Annotated in this window: 30 protein-coding genes and 1 pseudogene; 17 read left to right on the forward strand and 14 right to left on the reverse strand. The window is 59.3% G+C overall.

The window, feature by feature from the left end:
• Nucleotides 1-427 precede the first annotated feature (427 nt).
• The 12 genes from K5H97_RS16845 to K5H97_RS16900 all read right to left on the reverse strand — a co-directional run bounded on the left by K5H97_RS16845 (nt 428) and on the right by K5H97_RS16900 (nt 6,042).
• A complete protein-coding gene (locus K5H97_RS16845) occupies nt 428-1,108 on the reverse strand; it encodes a hypothetical protein (RefSeq protein ID WP_028691497.1) in 681 nt (226 codons plus the stop codon).
• Nucleotides 1,105-1,251, reverse strand: coding sequence for a hypothetical protein (locus K5H97_RS16850; protein WP_169740507.1), 147 nt, complete (start codon nt 1,249-1,251; stop codon nt 1,105-1,107). Before K5H97_RS16850 ends, K5H97_RS16845 begins: the two co-directional genes overlap by 4 nt.
• Nucleotides 1,248-1,853: a recombination protein NinG gene (locus tag K5H97_RS16855; protein ID WP_028691496.1), complete on the reverse strand. Its 606-nt coding sequence runs from the start codon at nt 1,851-1,853 to the stop codon at nt 1,248-1,250. The genes K5H97_RS16850 and K5H97_RS16855 overlap by 4 nt, the downstream gene beginning before the upstream one ends.
• Nucleotides 1,850-2,080, reverse strand: a complete 231-nt coding sequence (locus tag K5H97_RS16860; protein ID WP_028691495.1) for a hypothetical protein — start codon at nt 2,078-2,080, stop codon at nt 1,850-1,852. The genes K5H97_RS16855 and K5H97_RS16860 overlap by 4 nt, the downstream gene beginning before the upstream one ends.
• Nucleotides 2,077-2,547: a hypothetical protein gene (locus K5H97_RS16865; protein WP_028691494.1), complete on the reverse strand. Its 471-nt coding sequence runs from the start codon at nt 2,545-2,547 to the stop codon at nt 2,077-2,079. The genes K5H97_RS16860 and K5H97_RS16865 overlap by 4 nt, the downstream gene beginning before the upstream one ends.
• Nucleotides 2,544-2,762, reverse strand: coding sequence for a hypothetical protein (locus K5H97_RS16870; RefSeq protein WP_036986233.1), 219 nt, complete (start codon nt 2,760-2,762; stop codon nt 2,544-2,546). The genes K5H97_RS16865 and K5H97_RS16870 overlap by 4 nt, the downstream gene beginning before the upstream one ends.
• Entirely contained in the window at nt 2,762-2,956 is a 195-nt protein-coding gene (locus K5H97_RS16875) for a hypothetical protein (RefSeq protein WP_028691493.1), read from the reverse strand. The genes K5H97_RS16870 and K5H97_RS16875 overlap by 1 nt, the downstream gene beginning before the upstream one ends.
• Nucleotides 2,956-3,717 (reverse strand): replication protein P, encoded by a 762-nt coding sequence (locus K5H97_RS16880; RefSeq protein WP_028691492.1) that lies wholly within the window; start codon nt 3,715-3,717, stop codon nt 2,956-2,958. The genes K5H97_RS16875 and K5H97_RS16880 overlap by 1 nt, the downstream gene beginning before the upstream one ends.
• On the reverse strand, nt 3,714-4,493 hold the full coding sequence (locus K5H97_RS16885) for a hypothetical protein (RefSeq protein WP_028691491.1): 780 nt from the start codon (nt 4,491-4,493) through the stop codon (nt 3,714-3,716). The genes K5H97_RS16880 and K5H97_RS16885 overlap by 4 nt, the downstream gene beginning before the upstream one ends.
• Nucleotides 4,493-5,221, reverse strand: coding sequence for a Rha family transcriptional regulator (locus tag K5H97_RS16890; RefSeq protein ID WP_081791595.1), 729 nt, complete (start codon nt 5,219-5,221; stop codon nt 4,493-4,495). The genes K5H97_RS16885 and K5H97_RS16890 overlap by 1 nt, the downstream gene beginning before the upstream one ends.
• Before the next feature lie 365 nt (nt 5,222-5,586).
• The gene (locus tag K5H97_RS16895; protein WP_023628611.1) at nt 5,587-5,775 is read right to left on the reverse strand and encodes a hypothetical protein; all 189 of its coding nucleotides are present in this window, start codon (nt 5,773-5,775) and stop codon (nt 5,587-5,589) included.
• Between the two features lie 30 nt (nt 5,776-5,805).
• Entirely contained in the window at nt 5,806-6,042 is a 237-nt protein-coding gene (locus K5H97_RS16900) for a helix-turn-helix domain-containing protein (protein ID WP_028691488.1), read from the reverse strand.
• Between the two features lie 113 nt (nt 6,043-6,155).
• Between K5H97_RS16900 and K5H97_RS16905 the strand changes: the two genes are divergently transcribed.
• From K5H97_RS16905 to K5H97_RS16915, 4 genes and pseudogenes are all read left to right on the forward strand, one after another.
• A complete protein-coding gene (locus tag K5H97_RS16905; protein WP_028691487.1) occupies nt 6,156-6,983 on the forward strand; it encodes a S24 family peptidase in 828 nt (275 codons plus the stop codon).
• A 2-nt stretch (nt 6,984-6,985) separates the two neighbouring features.
• Nucleotides 6,986-7,221, forward strand: a pseudogene (locus tag K5H97_RS29710) (hypothetical protein).
• A 568-nt stretch (nt 7,222-7,789) separates the two neighbouring features.
• Complete coding sequence (locus K5H97_RS16910; RefSeq protein WP_028691485.1) at nt 7,790-7,993, forward strand: hypothetical protein; 204 nt, start codon at nt 7,790-7,792, stop codon at nt 7,991-7,993.
• Entirely contained in the window at nt 7,986-8,306 is a 321-nt protein-coding gene (locus K5H97_RS16915) for a hypothetical protein (protein ID WP_028691484.1), read from the forward strand. The genes K5H97_RS16910 and K5H97_RS16915 overlap by 8 nt, the downstream gene beginning before the upstream one ends.
• A gap of 49 nt (nt 8,307-8,355) precedes the next feature.
• Here K5H97_RS16915 and K5H97_RS16920 read toward each other — a convergent pair whose 3' ends face one another.
• Nucleotides 8,356-8,664, reverse strand: a complete 309-nt coding sequence (locus tag K5H97_RS16920) for a DUF1654 domain-containing protein (protein WP_051555701.1) — start codon at nt 8,662-8,664, stop codon at nt 8,356-8,358.
• Nucleotides 8,665-9,179: 515 nt separating this feature from the next.
• Between K5H97_RS16920 and K5H97_RS16925 the strand changes: the two genes are divergently transcribed.
• The 12 genes from K5H97_RS16925 to K5H97_RS16980 all read left to right on the forward strand — a co-directional run bounded on the left by K5H97_RS16925 (nt 9,180) and on the right by K5H97_RS16980 (nt 13,482).
• Entirely contained in the window at nt 9,180-9,365 is a 186-nt protein-coding gene (locus K5H97_RS16925; protein WP_028691482.1) for a hypothetical protein, read from the forward strand.
• Between the two features lie 61 nt (nt 9,366-9,426).
• Entirely contained in the window at nt 9,427-9,738 is a 312-nt protein-coding gene (locus K5H97_RS16930; RefSeq protein ID WP_028691481.1) for a hypothetical protein, read from the forward strand.
• A 286-nt stretch (nt 9,739-10,024) separates the two neighbouring features.
• Nucleotides 10,025-10,303 (forward strand): hypothetical protein, encoded by a 279-nt coding sequence (locus K5H97_RS16935; RefSeq protein WP_028691480.1) that lies wholly within the window; start codon nt 10,025-10,027, stop codon nt 10,301-10,303.
• Entirely contained in the window at nt 10,300-10,557 is a 258-nt protein-coding gene (locus K5H97_RS16940; RefSeq protein WP_036986231.1) for a DUF551 domain-containing protein, read from the forward strand. The genes K5H97_RS16935 and K5H97_RS16940 overlap by 4 nt, the downstream gene beginning before the upstream one ends.
• Before the next feature lie 20 nt (nt 10,558-10,577).
• A complete protein-coding gene (locus tag K5H97_RS16945) occupies nt 10,578-10,823 on the forward strand; it encodes a hypothetical protein (protein ID WP_051555700.1) in 246 nt (81 codons plus the stop codon).
• Nucleotides 10,820-11,050: a hypothetical protein gene (locus tag K5H97_RS16950; RefSeq protein WP_028691479.1), complete on the forward strand. Its 231-nt coding sequence runs from the start codon at nt 10,820-10,822 to the stop codon at nt 11,048-11,050. Before K5H97_RS16945 ends, K5H97_RS16950 begins: the two co-directional genes overlap by 4 nt.
• A complete protein-coding gene (locus K5H97_RS16955) occupies nt 11,047-11,217 on the forward strand; it encodes a hypothetical protein (protein ID WP_169740506.1) in 171 nt (56 codons plus the stop codon). Before K5H97_RS16950 ends, K5H97_RS16955 begins: the two co-directional genes overlap by 4 nt.
• A 120-nt stretch (nt 11,218-11,337) precedes the next feature.
• Nucleotides 11,338-11,484 (forward strand): hypothetical protein, encoded by a 147-nt coding sequence (locus tag K5H97_RS16960; RefSeq protein WP_155952699.1) that lies wholly within the window; start codon nt 11,338-11,340, stop codon nt 11,482-11,484.
• 9 nt (nt 11,485-11,493) lie between these two features.
• Nucleotides 11,494-12,354 carry an ATP-binding protein gene (locus K5H97_RS16965; protein ID WP_028691478.1) on the forward strand — a complete coding sequence of 287 codons (861 nt, stop codon included), beginning with the start codon at nt 11,494-11,496 and terminating at the stop codon, nt 12,352-12,354.
• The gene (locus tag K5H97_RS16970) at nt 12,351-12,875 is read left to right on the forward strand and encodes a single-stranded DNA-binding protein (protein WP_028691477.1); all 525 of its coding nucleotides are present in this window, start codon (nt 12,351-12,353) and stop codon (nt 12,873-12,875) included. Before K5H97_RS16965 ends, K5H97_RS16970 begins: the two co-directional genes overlap by 4 nt.
• Nucleotides 12,876-12,877: 2 nt before the next feature.
• On the forward strand, nt 12,878-13,078 hold the full coding sequence (locus K5H97_RS16975; RefSeq protein WP_036986229.1) for a hypothetical protein: 201 nt from the start codon (nt 12,878-12,880) through the stop codon (nt 13,076-13,078).
• 50 nt (nt 13,079-13,128) lie between these two features.
• Nucleotides 13,129-13,482, forward strand: a complete 354-nt coding sequence (locus tag K5H97_RS16980) for a hypothetical protein (RefSeq protein ID WP_028691476.1) — start codon at nt 13,129-13,131, stop codon at nt 13,480-13,482.
• A 36-nt stretch (nt 13,483-13,518) separates the two neighbouring features.
• Here the strand turns inward: K5H97_RS16980 and K5H97_RS16985 are convergent, their stop codons facing one another.
• Complete coding sequence (locus tag K5H97_RS16985) at nt 13,519-14,358, reverse strand: hypothetical protein (protein ID WP_028691475.1); 840 nt, start codon at nt 14,356-14,358, stop codon at nt 13,519-13,521.
• Between the two features lie 111 nt (nt 14,359-14,469).
• On the opposite strand from K5H97_RS16985, the gene K5H97_RS16990 reads away from it, so the two are divergent.
• On the forward strand, nt 14,470-14,886 hold the full coding sequence (locus K5H97_RS16990; protein ID WP_028691474.1) for a hypothetical protein: 417 nt from the start codon (nt 14,470-14,472) through the stop codon (nt 14,884-14,886).
• The last annotated feature ends 272 nt before the right edge of the window (nt 14,887-15,158 follow it).

Raw genomic sequence — 15,158 nt, forward strand, 5'->3', positions numbered from 1 at the left:
GGCCTCTTGAGGGCCTATTCGGGCAATAAAAAGCCCGGCGCGAGGCCGGGCTTGATTACAGCTTAAGGCTAAAGCTTATGCTTTAGGCTCTGATAAAAGTTCCAGGCAGATTGTTAACATACAGGGCAGTGCCAGCATTGGTGATCAATGAAAGAAAACCTTTATCTATTACTTTTACCATATGTTCGTCCTCCGCTTTTACAGAATGATAAGTTGATTGAATGGGTGCATCGAAATTAGCTAGCAAATACCACAAATAAAACAACGCCAGAAAACCTAAAACAACGCAGGCCAACCCTAACAATCCGCCGGAACCTCCCCTCTCTAGGAGAAGATGGTCATCACCCCTCAACACGCGCAGGAATGACAGGATGGAGCAAATTTACGACATGGCGACATGATATTGCAAGCCCTTTGAGGGACTTATTCAAGCTGCCTCGTCGAACAGCACTCCAATCGCTTCAAGCATGTGTTGCGCCTCGGTCAGCGCCTCATTCACCAGCGACTCCAGAGCACCCTTGATCGCCCGGTTCCAGCGCTGGCAAGTGCGCTCTGTCAGGCCTTGGGAGTCCCAGCTGGTCATGTCGTAGTTCGACTCGGCCAGGACGATCATATCCCCCGGCTTCACCTCGGCCACGGCACGGGCGTGCTTGTTGGCACGCTCAGCTGCGGCCGCAGCAGCCTTGTTGCGCCAGTCCCACTGCCCTTCCCGTTCATTCTCGCGCGGCTGAGGCGCCTTGACCTGGGGCACCTTGCGCTGAATGCCCTTTGTTTGCTGAGGAACAGCCCATACAAGCACGGCCTGCTGGGTGAAGCGCTTCGGCGCCGGGGTTGGCACGATTGCAACCAGGCGGCCAATGGAATCGATCTTGCGCCCCTTGTGCGTGCTGTACTTCGCCACCAGGGCATTCCAGTGTCGCGGGCTGAGCTGGGCGTGCAGCAGCTTGTGCACGATCGAGTCAGCCAGCAGTGCGGCATCCTTGCCCGAGATCTCGCCCTTGAGCTTGCTGGCCTGCACGCGCGGCTCGACGTTGCATCCGCCAGCGCTGTTGATCGTCTCGGCCGCCAAGGCTCGAACGACTGCGGAAATCACGTTCTGATAGCTCATTGATTGCCCCCTGCCCGCTTGGCCTTTCTCAAAATGAATTCTTCGTAGCTGCGCTTGCGGCGGACCGCGCCGGCCCAGGACAGCGATGCTCCGCCCACCACCGTGAGGGTGGCCAGAATCAGAAATGCCCATGCTGGCGTCATGCTGCTGCCCTCCTAAGGTCTTTGAGTTTTTGCCTGTACAGGGCCTTGATGGCCTGCAGGTCTTCGATGGTCAGGCGCTGGGGCTTATGAGGCCCTTCGAGGAATTCCACCTGGTCGGCGCCGATGCGTTTCACCAACCGGATGCGGTACTCGACCGCGTTCCCAGACAGATTCCGGTTGCACTTCACGCACTGGCGGTGGACGTTCAGAGGCTCGAACCGGAGCTCCGGGCAGGCACCCACCGACCTGTAATGGCCGGCGTCCCAGCGGCTACCGGTGATGAGGTCGTGATCGCTCGGCAACGAGTCGCAGCTGATGCACGGCAGGCCGGCGTCACGTTCGCGGATGTAGGCGTTGAACGCGGCTTGGGTTTCAGCCATGTGCTCGCGGCGGGTCTTCAGTTTCTCCCGGCGCTCCTGCAGGTCCAGGCGCTTCTGCTTGGTGATGGCCTTGGCCGCGATCTTCTGAAGTTTCGGGTCCTTCGCCATGGCCTTGGCACAGGCGATGCTGCACACCTTCTGCGTGGTCATGGCAGGCTTGAAGTGCTTGCCGCAGCCTGGCGCTTTGCACTTCTTCGGTTTGATCTCCTTGGCCAGTGTCATGCCGACCTCCAGATCTGTGCGCGCGTTTTCTTGCCGTTCTTTTTCGCCTCACGCTTCACTTTGCGCAGCTCCTCCTGCACCTGGTCGAGGGTCATTTCTCCGGACTGAAGCTTGGAGACCAGGGTCTGCCTGAATTCTGTGCTGTCGGCTACACCCCCCTGCTCCTCGGCGATCTGCAGGGCCACACGCTTATCCAGGCGCCGGTCGTACCAATCACGCCTTCTCATGCGGCCTCCTCCCCCAGCAGGTCGCTGAACACCACGCCCTGCGACGCGAACTCGGCCACGATGCGGTCGGTGTACTGGCAGCCCTGGGCCCGGTCGAACAGCCGGGTGACCGGGAAGCCATCCGGCCCGAACATGGCACACGGCCCCATCAGGCGAAGCTTCACCTCATACGGCAGGTGAATGAACGACTCGGCCCAGCCGCTGCGGAACTCGTCACAACCAGCGCGCATGATCGGCACGCCGAAGTGCAGCTTGCAGTACCGGCGCACATCCTCGATGTCGCCCATCTCGGTGCTCTTGGCGATGCGGTCGTACATGGCGAACCACAAGGCGTTCTGGTCCAGGGTGCGGTCTTTGCCCGGGCGCATGCTGACGACGACGAACTTCTTGTCGCGGAACAGGCGGGTGAGCATGGTTACGGCCTCGGACAGCTTGGCCTGGCTGTTCACGCTGATCTTCTCAGTCATGCCACCACCTCCTGCAGCTGCTTATCCGCGGCACGAACCCGAGCGGTGAGCTGGCTGATCTCGTCGAGCAGACCAAGGGCGACTTCCTCAACCGTGGTCTCGCCGAGGAACTCGTCCAGCGCGTCCGTGTGGCGTTCGAGGGCATCACTGCCGGCGCGCCAGGAGGCGACAACCGACCACAGCAGGGGCTGGAGCTTTTGCTTGTCGATGTTCATCAGTGCTTCTCCCAAGGCAGGAAAATCGCTTCGCAGGCGCGGGTAATCTCAGAAAATTCATCACGGTTGTGCCAGAGCACTGCGGCCGCAAACATGAGCGGCATAACTGGAAGTAGCGCCAGTAGGTAGATGCGGGCCAGCCAAGGCCGGCGGATCATCCACGGCTTGATGCCGCGAGAATTGAACTTGCGCATCACACCCCCTCCCCGGCCAGCTGCCCGGCGCGCTTGATGTTCAACTTGGCCAGCAGGTGTGCACGGCACGCGGCGGCGCTGGTTGGGATCTGCTGGACCTCCAGCAACCGTGCCTGCTTCTGGCTGGCGTATTCGTCGGCCAGCTGCGCGGCGCTCTTCTGGCTGTCGTGACCGATGCCGGTGGCGATGTCGCCCAGTGGCTCGCCGGCGACCAGCATGCGAATCGTGATGTCGTAGGCCCGGGCGAAAACCTTCTCGGCCCGCTCCACCTCCATCGATCCCAGGTTCTGCGCTTCACACTGCAGGGCCGCGTGGCGCACCGCTGTGTGCGTCCAAACGCGCGACCCTGCCCTGCTGGGATGGAAGTTCTCCAGCGCCTCTGCCAGGGCCCGCGCAAGCGGCGGGATTCCCATCTCTTCCGGGGTCGGCTGGCACAGCCTGATGAACTTGCCGCTGCTCGGGGCGAAGTCGGTACCCAGCACCCGGCACTTCTGGATGCCAAAGCGGATCTGCTCGAGCGTGTTGATGCCCGCGGCGACGAAGGACTTGATCCAGCTGCGCTTGGCAGCCTTCAGCGCCTCGTCATCCGGCCAGGCCTGCTTCCACGCCGGGAAGATGGCCTGCAGCTCCTTGAACAGGGCGTTGACCACTTCGGTGGTGCCTGGGTCGAGTTGCTTGGCCGGGGCCTGCACCTCGGCGGGCAGATTGCGGGCCGTGGCCATGATCTGCGTGACGCTATTGGGAGCGCTCGGCGTGCTCATAGCGCCCCCAAGTCATCAGCCCATGTCGTGTCGTTGAAGTCGGGACCATTGGCCTGTCGCCGGGGTGGGAACGGATGGACATTGCCTGGCGCCGGCAGCTCGTCATCCCAGCGCTTGCCGTTCAGCCAAGTGGCCGGGTGCGGAATGAACTGGCCGCCGTCCTTGGTCCAGTCCGGCGAAGCCGCCCAGGCAGCCAGCGCGCCAGCCATACGTTCGAACAGGTCGGCGTCGACTTTCAGCTTCGACCAAGCCTTCTCAGCATTGGCCTTGCCCACCTTCCGCGGATAGAGCTTCCAGAACCGAACAAACAGGTCGCCGTCATCGCCCGATGACGAAGTCTTTTGATCTTGTTCTTTCTCTTCTCTTCTCTTCTCTTCTCTGGTCCGCGTTCTGTCCGCATCGTCTGCGGACAAATTGCGGACAGAATCAGCCTTTCGAGAAACCCGCTTGCGCTCGCTATTGTTTGCTCGACGCTTCGCGCTGGCCCCGTTGTGCTCGTCAAAGCGAGGCATGACAAGGCTTCCCTCCTCATCGATATCTGCCCATTCGACATCAACCATGGCCTGGGTGAAGCCCGGCCAGCCGATCACCGCATCCATAGCCTCAGTGGTGTAGCCGTGAAGCACACCGTCAGCAGAATGGGTGTCAAAGATGCTCCAGGCGACATGCAGTCCGCCGATAACCCGCAACCTGTCCGCACGCAATGCGGACACCATGCGGAAAACTTTCGGATGCGTCTGAAGATCTACGCGCATTTTGATCCAGTCTCCGGCCATTACTTGGCTCCCACGCCGACCAGGTCGACGAGTTCTTCGAAACGATCGATGTACCAGTGCGGCTGCGTTTCTCGCGGGCACTGAGGGCTGGTGATGTTCTTGCCGTAGCTCAGGCCCTTATCAGTCACAGACCAGAAGCACACAGGTTCGCGCTTGCTGTTCTGCCGGGTTCTAGCCTGGAGGAAGCCAAGCCCGGCCAGGGCACGGTTGAAGGCAGGGGCCGACGTGTTCACTCCGTGGCGCTTGAGCAGAGCTGTCACAGCCATGGTTGGCATTGAGCTTCCACCTGTGGCATCCGGTGGTGAGTCGATGGCGTAGCTCGGCAGGAACTGCCGGTCGAGCCCGTTGTTCTCGGCGATCTTGGTAAGCATCGCCAACTGGCTGGATGGGGCTGGCTTCAAAAGACGAGTGAAGCACTCCATGATGGCGATTTCGCCGATGACTTTTGTGCCGGTAGCTCCCGCAGCAGCCCTAGACACATCACGCTCTTCCAGTTCGCGCCAGCGGCGGATCACCTTCATGCGCAGCGGTGCGCTGTAGCCTGCGAGCAAACAGTCGGTATGCTCGCGATCTAGGAGGTACTGGGTTTGCCGGCGATTGCGACCATCCAGGTAAATGTCCTCAAATTTGAGGACATCAGCGCCAAGGTCACTGAGCATCGCGAGGATGTCGCGCCTAACGTTGTCGTGTCTCTTGCCGGTCAGACTCGCAAGCTCCCTCGAAGACATCGTGCGCGCCACGAAATCACCGCCAGCATTTTGTGGCGCGGGCCTGGGCAGGGCCTGTACATCGTGTTGGTGGGTGTGCATAATCGACTCCAGTCATATGCAGTTGAAGAAGCCGGGCCGCAATCCCGGCTTTTTTGTGCCCGCAATTCGGGCTTATCAGGCCCTGGTCAGGGCCGTCGATGGAACGGCGTCACTGAACCCCGTGGATTTCGGGGTTTTGTTCGGATGGCCAGTTCTCGACGGATCAGCTCGGCCGCCAGCGCACTAGGGCTCATACCCCGGCGTTCCGCCTCTCGCTCGAGCTGCTCCATCAATCCCTGGTCCAGGCCGACCTGTTCAGTAGGCATGGGCCCTCCTCCGGGCCTTCAGGCCACTTCTTGTTCAGCGGTAGTCTCCGAAGACAGGGCAGCCAGCTGCGCCTCCAGCAGCTCACGGCACAGCACAGCGCGCTGCGTACGGTGAAACGTCGCCAGCGCCTGGATCAGGTTGAAGGTGTCCTCGTCGACCCGGACCTTGATCTCGCGGTCATGCAGGTGCTTGGGGTTGGCGTACATGCGGGGATTGCTCCTTGCTGTTGTAGGTGGTTACGCGGCGCCTTTCAGCGCTTTTCGGGCAAATGGGATGAGGTCCGGCCGCAGGCCGGCGATCGTGATCTCGCCGTCCGAGGCGTCCTGCAGTCGTTCGGCGAGTTCGGTAGAGGCCTTCCGGTGACCACCTGCGAGCTGCCACAGGTGGCCCACAGTGGTCTTCGCGTCGGCTGCGACCTGCTGCCGGCGTTCATTCGTGGGCCTGCCCAACCAATCACGGAGGTGATCATTCATGAGGGTTCTCCTTACACATAGAACGAAATTTAGCTCATGGCTAATTTCAGGGCAAGGATAATTTAGCTGTGCGCACATTTAGCAGCCAGCTAAACACTGGCATTCTTCGCGTCATGGATATCTACGAGATTCGCAAGCACAACCTGGTCAAGCTGATTGGTAGCCAGAGAAAAGGCTCCTGTGCCGAGCGCTGGGGGATGGCACCTGCGCACCTGAGCCAAATCCTTTCGGACAAGACCGCGAAGAACCTGGGCGACGATGTTGCCCGGAGGATCGAGGGCATCGAAGGCCTGCCACGCGGATGGTTCGACTCGATCCCTTCGGATGATGAGCCGCGTGCTACAGCCCCGGATTCAGATGCCAGCGGGAAGTCGGCCGCAGACTTGGTCAAGCAGATGCTGGCGAAAAGCGGCAAGGGGATTCCAGAGGAGACGCGACAGCGATTGCTGGCAGCGGCCGAGGAGCCGGCAGCCACCAACGTGATCACGGCCGACTTCTCTCGCCCAGGCCTGGTTGGTGATGAGGTGTGGATCGCGCACTACGATATCCGCGCAGCGATGGGCGGCGGCCAGGCGGTACAGGACTATCCGGAAATGCTCCAGGATGTGCGCGTCAGCCCGCGGCACCTGCGTGAGCTAGGCGTGGAGTTCACCGAGCACTTCCACCTAAAGCTGGTCACCGGATGGAGTCAGTCGATGGAGCCCACGATCAAACACCGGGACCCGCTGATCGTCGACGTCAGCATCCGCGAGTTCGTCGGCGATGGGATCTACCTGTTCTCTTGGGGCGACCATATCTACATCAAGCGGCTGCAGATAGCGGACGAAGATCACTTCGAGATGATCTCGGACAACAGCAAGCACAAGGATCGGATGATCCGACGGGAAGAAACCTACATCCAGGCCCGCGTGCTGCTGGTCTGGAACGCGCACTTGGTGTAGCCATGCCTCTGACAAAGCCCAACCAAGAACTCCTCCGCGACCTCCAAGGCTTGCCAGCGACCTGAAGTGGTCAGCCGTCGAGCTGATGCGTATTGCGGTGCGCCTGAGTGAATCCGGAAACGAGGCCGACGCCCAGGCAGTGATCAGGATCTGCCAGGCGATGCAGGCTGGGGAGGATCGGCTAGCTGAGTATGGGGAAGAGGTGAAGGTGGGCGTGGTTTCTAGGCTGCCAGAGTGACTTCCAGCAGGGCTAGGGCCTGCTGAAATGACCAAGATTCAAAATGGAGAATGCCAATGAAGGCGAGGGATGATGGAAAAGCATACGCTCAGGATGTGTCACTTGAGGAGCTGCGAGATTTCGTCCTGAGTAACAACCTCAACAAAGCTGGATGCCGGTACTGCGGAAGCGATACGTGGGACATTCCCTCCCATCAAGGTCGCCCGATTGTCATCAATCTGCCCACCCCTTACAGCCATCCCGCCGGAATCAATGCTTTTTACATTTCCTGTGCTCGATGCGGAGGGATGGAAACCTTCTCGGCCCAGATTGTCGTTTCTCGGTTAATGGGGTGGCTCTAATGCAAGCCATTCAGTTTCTTGAAACGATTGAGGCTGGTGCTGGCATTTCGGAGCCGGTACGCTTTTCTATTAAGCCAGCCGGCAAAAAGGTGCGATTTTCCATACAGGCGCCCAAAAGGCCAGGGCTTGAATCATTCAGCTACCATTCCCATGTAGGTACGGTCGATTCGTTCGCTTACACTAGATACAGTATAACGTTCAAATCTCGTCGCCATAGGAGGGGAGCTATGATCAGTTTTTTGAAGTTCGACAATCGCGACCTATCCATGATGGTGGGGTTGGCCACCTTGGCAGGGGCTGTTTCTGGCGAAATCTCCAAAGCTCTCTTTGGGGCGCCGCCTGTCAACATCATGTCGCTCGGTATAGTGCTGGCCGCCTTCATATCTGGCCGATACCTAGCGAGCTGGCTGGGGCTGAAGGCCAATGACTGAATACCTAACGCTGTACTTCCTGAATCTATGGAAAATAACAGCCGGCTTCTGCCTTATCATTTTCGTGCTCCATATGTTTTGGGCCAGAAAATCTGATGACAGTCTTCAGGTCGCGCTGGGTAAGCTCGTGTCTGCCGCAGGCGTGCCCAACGGGATAGCTTTTGTCGCTTGCTCTTTTTATCCCGAGTTCATAGTGAAGATGGAGGGGGCCTCCTGGGCATTCTTCATAGCCGGCCTGGTGCTTGTGGTTGTTACCGCTAGGGATATTGCCAAGCCGAAACGGAGAGCCTCGAATCCACTGACTGCAGACTGAGATAGGCACACGAATAGCCCGCATAGCAGTGCGGGCTTTTCTTTGCCTGTCAGAAAGGTGCCTCGTCGATATCGCTCTCTTCGAGGCCGACCACACTGTCGGCTTCCGCCCTCTCCCACTGCAGGATCACCGATCCGTCATCACAGAAGGTCATATCCAAGCCGTCGGTCTCGGCCAGCAGCTCCATGATTGCCTCCCAATCCTGATCGCTGTCCGTGTCCAATCGATGGATCAGCACCCTCCTCCCTAACTGCGCCAGCGGCGAGTTGATCATCGCCGACACCCGCAAACCCAGGCGCTCCAGGCCGGTCAGTTCGGGGCGCACGGCCATTGAGGTGTCTTCGAGTACTGCTGCCATTTCCTACCTCCGATACTGTATATCCGTACAGATTTATCGGAATCATAGCTCAGTGCTAAACGAAGCGTAAAGTCGCAGCCGCTGGCAAAACGGTTCAGCCGGCTGTTTGTCGCTCGGCGAAAATAATTTAGCTCTGAGCTATTGACGATATTTTAGCTTGGGGCTAAATTTCACCTTAAGCAGTCACCAACCAGGGACTGCCGAGGCCCTCACAGGCCGCCGCTCTTTCACATCGATGGGAACCTCGCGGATCGATCCCGGCAACGGTACAGCGCGAGCAATAAATTCGATCCCCATGCCAGCTCTGGAACTGGCCAGCTCGAAGTCAAGCGCATACGGCGCGGATGGAGGGCTGAGCTGCAACGCTCCCTGCCAGGTAGCCCTCAGAACGGGCTGATGCACTGGTACAGCGGGCCACGCCGGAGAACCGGTGGAGGCTGCAGCAAGCAAGACCACGAGATTCACTGATGCCGCTTCGATGAGGCGGCATTGGGAACCCACTGGAGGAATACAGGATGAACAAAGTCCTTCGCATCACCCTTGCTGGCGAGCGCGAGGTGTTCGCCGACAGCGACCTGGCCGCCTGCATCCGCGAGGCCAACCGACTCAACACGGAGCGCGGCTACCGCAACGGCGTGTGCGTGGTCGAGCTGGCAGACGGGCAGCGAATGACAGCTGCTGACTGCAAAGCTGCGGCATGACGACTTCACTGGCTGGCCTTGGCGACAGGGCCAGACGGGAAATCAACCAGGGAGCAGCACCGTGAACAAAGAAGAGATCTACGACGAGCAGATCAGCCCGCTGATGCAGCAGATCATTGCCATCTGCAAGGACAAGGGAATCGCAATGCAGGCCAGCTTCGACATTGCTCACGATGGCGAAGGCCCGAACGGCGAGGATTGCTCGTCTCTGACGTGCACAACTCACCTCCCTGACGGTGAAGGCAAGTTCAACGAGCGCTTCGACAAGGCAAACCAAATCATTCGCCAGGGTCACCGCTCGCACAGCGCTCCGGTGATGCACCTCACAACCGTGAACGCCGATGGCTCAAAGACTTTGACCGCGATTATCTGAACAACCAGCGCCACGTCAGCCTGACGTTAACTGCCCGATCACCTGGTTACCCATCACCAGGCTGCATCGGAGTGTGATCTGTGAGACGTGGCCGCTGAAACCCAAGCGCCTAGAGGATGCGCCGAAACGCGGATACGGGGCGCTCAACACCAGATCACACCCCGATGCATCCCGCATCCCATTCCCTTCACTTAGACCGCATTGGCAGGCGCCAGGCCACCTTTCACGGTGGGTTTGGTCACCTTCGCCTGGCTCCTGGCCAATGCGGTTGTCGAGGATAACCAAAATGCACAATTGCACCGATACCCAGGCCGTGTGCCGGGGCTACGGCCTCAAGTTGCGCGGGTCGCCTTCTTGGAAAGGCGGCCTGGCCTATCACCCCGACCCGAAAGGCGAAGTACACTGCTGCCACTACGGCGGCTGGGTGTGCTCGCGGCGCTGTGACATCAAGGCCTGCGTCGAGCTGGAAGGAACCATGCCCGGATGTGGCGGGGTAAACAGCTTCGAGCGACTCTCCCCCTATGCCAAAGAGAGCATCAATCGCCATTGGCCGGAGGCAGCATGAGCGGCTGGATCAAGTGCAGCGACAGGCTGCCCGAGCTACAGGACGACTCTGTTCTCGCTTACGCCGACGGAACCTCGCCCCACGCTGGGCGGCATGCATGGCCGAAGGGCGGGATGGACATGGTTCACATCGAGGACTATTTCCGCGATGTCACCGCCGGCCTGGATGAAGCCGGCAACCAGCTCTACACGAAGATGTACTTGAGCAATGGCGTCACCCACTGGCAGCCCCTCCCTTCCCCGCCCACCGAGTAACCCACCACCTGGAGGCGACCATGTCCAGGGAGCATGAGCTTTACGCGGACAGCGCCCAGGCCCGCGAAATGGATCGCCGGCTCACAGGCGACTCCTCCTGGGTGGATATCGACTCAAGGCAAGCCAAAGCCAACAACCAGGTCTGGCTACAGATGATCCGCGAGCAGGAGGAACACCACCGCAACCAGATGCGCAGCAAGATCGCCGCGGCGGTGGATCAGATCGGAAATCGATGGGGCTACATGGGTACCAGGAGGCCGCAGTGAACAAGAAGACCAGGCAGGACGTTGTCGACATCATCGAGTCGCGGTTCACGCAGATCTGTGCGTCGTTCAGCGACATCTTGCGCGGCGAGCTGGAAATGGCGATCGACCTTGCCGGGCTCACTGACGCCATCGGTCTTGATCAACAGCGCAACTACAAGCAGCGCCTGAACAAAATCATTGAGCGCAACAGCCAGCAGTTGCAGGAAGCGCTCGGGAGGGTTGCATGAGCACCGCACCAGTAGAGTCCCTGATCGACGAACAGCTTGAACAGATCGAGCGGAGCCTGGCGATTATCAGCGTGGGGCTGCCGCGCGAATGGCCAGTGCAGAAACTGCGCCCTGAGATAGTAGCGGCGCTTAAGGCTGGCCAGATCGCGGTGAGGCCACAGCCATGACCTCCCACCAGCGCGCGCGCCGATTCGCCTTCTGGCGCGGCGGCCTGATCACCCTTTCGCTCTGTACCGCCTGGATGCTTGCCAGCGCCTACGCCGACCGCATCACCTCCTGAGGCAACCATGAACACAACACCCCGCCTGGCCGCCCAGCTCGACTGGATGACGGTCGGATCGTTCTCGCCCGAGCGGTACCAGGGCGATGAGCGCAAAGAGTACGAAGACGAGGCCGCACGCATTCAGCGGCAGTGGGACAACCAACCGAACTGAGGAACACCCATGTTCAAGAAAGCCGAACGCAAGCAGGCCAAGCTACGGCTGGCACTTGCTGGGCCATCCGGGTCTGGAAAGACCATGTCAGCGCTGCTCATGGCCAAGGGCCTGGGCGGCCGGATCGCGGTGATCGACACCGAGCACGGCAGCGCGTCGCTGTATGCCGACATTGCCGACTTCGACGTGCTCGAGCTGCACGCGCCCTACTCACCCGAGCGCTACGCCGAGGCGATCACCGCCGCCGAACAGGCCGGCTACAGCGTGCTGATCATCGACAGCTACTCGCACGAGTGGACAGGCTCCGGCGGCTGCCTGGAGTCGAACGAGAAGCTTGCTCACCAGAAGTTCAAGGGCAATACCTGGGCGGCCTGGAACGAAACCACACCGCGCCATCGCAAGCTGACCGACAAGATCCTGACAAGCCCGCTGCACATCATCTGCACGATGCGGAGCAAGACCGAGACGGTCCAAGGCGAAGGCAAGAAGGTGATCAAGCTCGGCATGAAATCCGAGCAGCGGGACGGCACCGACTACGAATTCACCGTGGTGCTCGACATCACCCACGATGGACACGCCGCGATTGCCAGTAAGGACCGGACCAAGCTGTTCGACCATCCGGAAGTGATCAGCGAGGACACCGGGCACCGGTTGTTGGCCTGGCTCAACGACGGCAAGGCACAGGACGGACTGCAGGCCACGGCGCTGCAGGATGCTCTGTCGAAGATCCCGGTCACCGAGACGATGCAGGAGCTTCAAAGCGTGTACTCGGCAGCGTACCGGATCCTTGAACAGTCACCCGGCCATCTGGCGCAGCTGAATGCCGCCAAGGACCAACGCAAAGCCGAACTCGCGGAGAAAGCAGCATGAGAGGCGTCAACAAAGTCATCCTGGTCGGCACCTGCGGCCAGGACCCCGAGGTCCGCTACCTGCCCAACGGCAACGCGGTCACCAACCTGAGCCTGGCCACCAGCGAGCAGTGGACCGACAAGCAGTCGGGCCAGAAGGTCGAGAAGACCGAATGGCACCGGGTAGTGCTGTTCGGCAAGGTCGCAGAGATCGCCGGCGAGTACCTGCGTAAAGGGTCGCAGTGCTACATCGAGGGGAAGCTCAAGACCCGCGAATGGGAGAAGGACGGCGTCAAGCGGTACAGCACCGAGGTGCATGTCGACATCAACGGCACCATGCAGCTGCTGGGCGGCAGGCCAGACAGCCAGGGCGGCGGGCAGCAACAACAGCGCCATTCACAGCAGCAACGACAACAGCCACGCCAGCAGCACAACTACAACCAGAATGACAACTACGGACAGCAGAGCCAGCAGTCCGCGCCACCGGACAACTTCGACGACGACATCCCGTTCGCCCCGCTCCACCACCTCGCAGGTACGTAGCCATGTTCCCGCGCAAACCCAAGCAGATACACCCGCTGCCCTACTACCAGGGTCGCACCGCACGAGCCGCCAATCGATGTCGCCTGGCCCAGCCCTACCCCGAAATGACGATCGAAAGCGCCTGGTGGCTTGCCGGCTGGCATGACTGCGACATGGAGCCATCCGATGAACCGAAAAAACCTGCGCTCGCTGCAGCTGCATAGGCGCCGCGATCAGTTCAACTTACCGCCCAGCGGATTGAAGGAGGCGACTCATGGCGATGACGCCGCAAGAGCGCGACGAGAAGCGCAAAAAGAAAGAGGCCAAGGCCGGCGTTGAGGAGCTGCGCATGAAAACCCGCGCGGGCACCCGCCAGGCCCTGGCCGAGATCATGCAATGGGCCGAGGTCGAGGAATGCGGCGAGGCCATGACCCTGCTGATTCACCGCATCCATGAATTAGGGCCTGAAGCGGCCTGCCACTTTCTCAGCGCGCCGCGCCACGAAATCGTGATCTCCAAATATGTGGAGCAGAGCCTGGAGAGGTTCCGGATCAGTTGCGAGATGCGTGAATTGAGCAAGTCGCTTGATAGCGAAGCAGCGATACGTTTCACAACGAACAGTGAGTGAGCACCTACCGCTGGTGGCGGCCGCAGATCATTTTGGTCACTCCTTTAACCTAGCGCCAAAATAACGTCCGATAGCTGCACATGGATAGAAGCCTAGTTTGATAAACTTCCCCGCATGATATTTCCTCAGCAAACGGCGCCTATTCCTCATATCGAAAGCGTGGGTCATCACAATAACCATTTCGCATGGCTCCATAGCATCACTTAAAATAGCAAAATAGTAACCCTTTTTGGCTGATGGAATGCTAGACCCATCAATAAAGTCAATGACCTTCCACGCTCGAGCAATAGTTTTTATTACGGTATCAATTCTAAATTCGGGGTCGACAAACTCCTTTACCATTGGCAGAGACTGCTTAAGCGGCATAGAATCAAACTCTTCTCGCCTGGCTAACAGCCGCTGCACCATCCGCAGCCCGACTGTTAATCTCTCTTTTTTTTCCTTTGACCTCAGGTGCCGATCAGCAGCTTCCTCATAACGCCCAAGCAAAGTGTAAAACGTCGATTCAAAACGCTCTTCCCGCATCATCTCTTGCTGCTCTAGCATTATGCTTGAGGTTTTTCTCGCCTCATCTGTTTGTATTAGCGTTGTTCGCAGGAGAACAATTAGAGCTATAAAACTCAATGCAGGGTTAGTCAAGCCACCTACGAAATCTCCTACCTGCCCCAAATTCTGACTCACTTCAAAATCCGGACTAACGAAAACAAAAAACAAGTAGAGCATTGCAAGGCCAAACGCAAGAGCCCCAAGACCTATGTAAAACTGATCATATGGTCTTATCTCCGAGCCATTCGTATTACGCGATTTAAACAGATAAAGCGCTAAACCAGAGGTAAAAATCTGCAACCCCACCAACCCTATTATGAAAAACATCATCCCGCCCCCTCCTTCGGCGAAAGAATCTTAAACGTTTACACCTCGTTTTCAAAACCAAATTGCCACCATGCCGCCACCAGCACGGAGGGCGGCGCATGCATGGAGAAAGCCATGAGCAACTACAACTGCGACTACGTTCGCCGCACCTACAACGTGCCGGCCGAGGTCGGGCGCCGCGTGATCGCCAACGGCGAACCCGGCGTGATCATGGCCGACCGTGGCCAGTATATCGGCGTCATCCTTGACAGCGACCCGAAGAAGCGCATCCGCAACTACCACCCCACTTGGGAAATGCAGTACGGCGAGATGGCGGAGAAGCTGCCGCTCAAGCAGTGGGAAGTCCTCACCAACGGCATGTACGACTGGGACGACGTGAAGTACATGCTGGGCGATGCCCGCCATTACGTGCAACGCGTTTGGGCAGCCACCCGCAGCCAGGCCAAGTATCGGGCCTATCAGGATCTGGCAGAGTGCTTCAACGATGACGCGACCGCCATGCTGACCTTCAAGGTTCGCGCCGCCGCCTGACCCTCCGGCGCTGCCCGCCAGCTCTGGTTTACAGCCGACTATAGAGCCTTTATAGGCAGCCCATTGCGCCTGGCGGAGGCGCCAACAGGGTCCAGGCAATAGCGAGGCGGCTCACAACCAGTGACGCCTTAATCAGCACATCAAGAACAGAGTGGACTTGGTTCATTTGAGGATGCCTCCGAGGTTGCTGCTACTGGGGTATGTGACCTTTAGCTTCCCCCGGCCCCGAATCGGTTTCCTCTTGGGTTTTTTCCAAGCGCTGCCCGCCAGCG

It is taken from the genome of Pseudomonas mosselii (genome assembly GCF_019823065.1).
Taxonomy (GTDB): domain Bacteria; phylum Pseudomonadota; class Gammaproteobacteria; order Pseudomonadales; family Pseudomonadaceae; genus Aquipseudomonas; species Aquipseudomonas mosselii.

Excerpts from the sequence above, each read along its gene's own strand:
- K5H97_RS16955 (WP_169740506.1), top strand. The coding sequence starts at position 11,047 with ATGAGCACCGCACCAGTAGAGTCCCTGATCGACGAACAGCTTGAACAG.
- K5H97_RS16875 (WP_028691493.1), bottom strand. The coding sequence starts at position 2,956 with ATGCGCAAGTTCAATTCTCGCGGCATCAAGCCGTGGATGATCCGCCGG.
- K5H97_RS16960 (WP_155952699.1), top strand. The coding sequence starts at position 11,338 with ATGAACACAACACCCCGCCTGGCCGCCCAGCTCGACTGGATGACGGTC.
- K5H97_RS16845 (WP_028691497.1), bottom strand. The coding sequence starts at position 1,108 with ATGAGCTATCAGAACGTGATTTCCGCAGTCGTTCGAGCCTTGGCGGCC.
- K5H97_RS16920 (WP_051555701.1), bottom strand. The coding sequence starts at position 8,664 with ATGGCAGCAGTACTCGAAGACACCTCAATGGCCGTGCGCCCCGAACTG.
- K5H97_RS16935 (WP_028691480.1), top strand. The coding sequence starts at position 10,025 with ATGCACAATTGCACCGATACCCAGGCCGTGTGCCGGGGCTACGGCCTC.
- K5H97_RS16990 (WP_028691474.1), top strand. The coding sequence starts at position 14,470 with ATGAGCAACTACAACTGCGACTACGTTCGCCGCACCTACAACGTGCCG.
- K5H97_RS16945 (WP_051555700.1), top strand. The coding sequence starts at position 10,578 with ATGTCCAGGGAGCATGAGCTTTACGCGGACAGCGCCCAGGCCCGCGAA.
- K5H97_RS16970 (WP_028691477.1), top strand. The coding sequence starts at position 12,351 with ATGAGAGGCGTCAACAAAGTCATCCTGGTCGGCACCTGCGGCCAGGAC.
- K5H97_RS16890 (WP_081791595.1), bottom strand. The coding sequence starts at position 5,221 with ATGTCTTCGAGGGAGCTTGCGAGTCTGACCGGCAAGAGACACGACAAC.
- K5H97_RS16895 (WP_023628611.1), bottom strand. The coding sequence starts at position 5,775 with ATGTACGCCAACCCCAAGCACCTGCATGACCGCGAGATCAAGGTCCGG.
- K5H97_RS16885 (WP_028691491.1), bottom strand. The coding sequence starts at position 4,493 with ATGGCCGGAGACTGGATCAAAATGCGCGTAGATCTTCAGACGCATCCG.
- K5H97_RS16880 (WP_028691492.1), bottom strand. The coding sequence starts at position 3,717 with ATGAGCACGCCGAGCGCTCCCAATAGCGTCACGCAGATCATGGCCACG.
- K5H97_RS16975 (WP_036986229.1), top strand. The coding sequence starts at position 12,878 with ATGTTCCCGCGCAAACCCAAGCAGATACACCCGCTGCCCTACTACCAG.
- K5H97_RS16855 (WP_028691496.1), bottom strand. The coding sequence starts at position 1,853 with ATGACACTGGCCAAGGAGATCAAACCGAAGAAGTGCAAAGCGCCAGGC.
- K5H97_RS16860 (WP_028691495.1), bottom strand. The coding sequence starts at position 2,080 with ATGAGAAGGCGTGATTGGTACGACCGGCGCCTGGATAAGCGTGTGGCC.
- K5H97_RS16850 (WP_169740507.1), bottom strand. The coding sequence starts at position 1,251 with ATGACGCCAGCATGGGCATTTCTGATTCTGGCCACCCTCACGGTGGTG.
- K5H97_RS16915 (WP_028691484.1), top strand. The coding sequence starts at position 7,986 with ATGACTGAATACCTAACGCTGTACTTCCTGAATCTATGGAAAATAACA.
- K5H97_RS16980 (WP_028691476.1), top strand. The coding sequence starts at position 13,129 with ATGGCGATGACGCCGCAAGAGCGCGACGAGAAGCGCAAAAAGAAAGAG.
- K5H97_RS16900 (WP_028691488.1), bottom strand. The coding sequence starts at position 6,042 with ATGAATGATCACCTCCGTGATTGGTTGGGCAGGCCCACGAATGAACGC.
- K5H97_RS16965 (WP_028691478.1), top strand. The coding sequence starts at position 11,494 with ATGTTCAAGAAAGCCGAACGCAAGCAGGCCAAGCTACGGCTGGCACTT.
- K5H97_RS16925 (WP_028691482.1), top strand. The coding sequence starts at position 9,180 with ATGAACAAAGTCCTTCGCATCACCCTTGCTGGCGAGCGCGAGGTGTTC.
- K5H97_RS16910 (WP_028691485.1), top strand. The coding sequence starts at position 7,790 with ATGATCAGTTTTTTGAAGTTCGACAATCGCGACCTATCCATGATGGTG.
- K5H97_RS16985 (WP_028691475.1), bottom strand. The coding sequence starts at position 14,358 with ATGATGTTTTTCATAATAGGGTTGGTGGGGTTGCAGATTTTTACCTCT.
- K5H97_RS16870 (WP_036986233.1), bottom strand. The coding sequence starts at position 2,762 with ATGAACATCGACAAGCAAAAGCTCCAGCCCCTGCTGTGGTCGGTTGTC.
- K5H97_RS16940 (WP_036986231.1), top strand. The coding sequence starts at position 10,300 with ATGAGCGGCTGGATCAAGTGCAGCGACAGGCTGCCCGAGCTACAGGAC.
- K5H97_RS16905 (WP_028691487.1), top strand. The coding sequence starts at position 6,156 with ATGGATATCTACGAGATTCGCAAGCACAACCTGGTCAAGCTGATTGGT.
- K5H97_RS16865 (WP_028691494.1), bottom strand. The coding sequence starts at position 2,547 with ATGACTGAGAAGATCAGCGTGAACAGCCAGGCCAAGCTGTCCGAGGCC.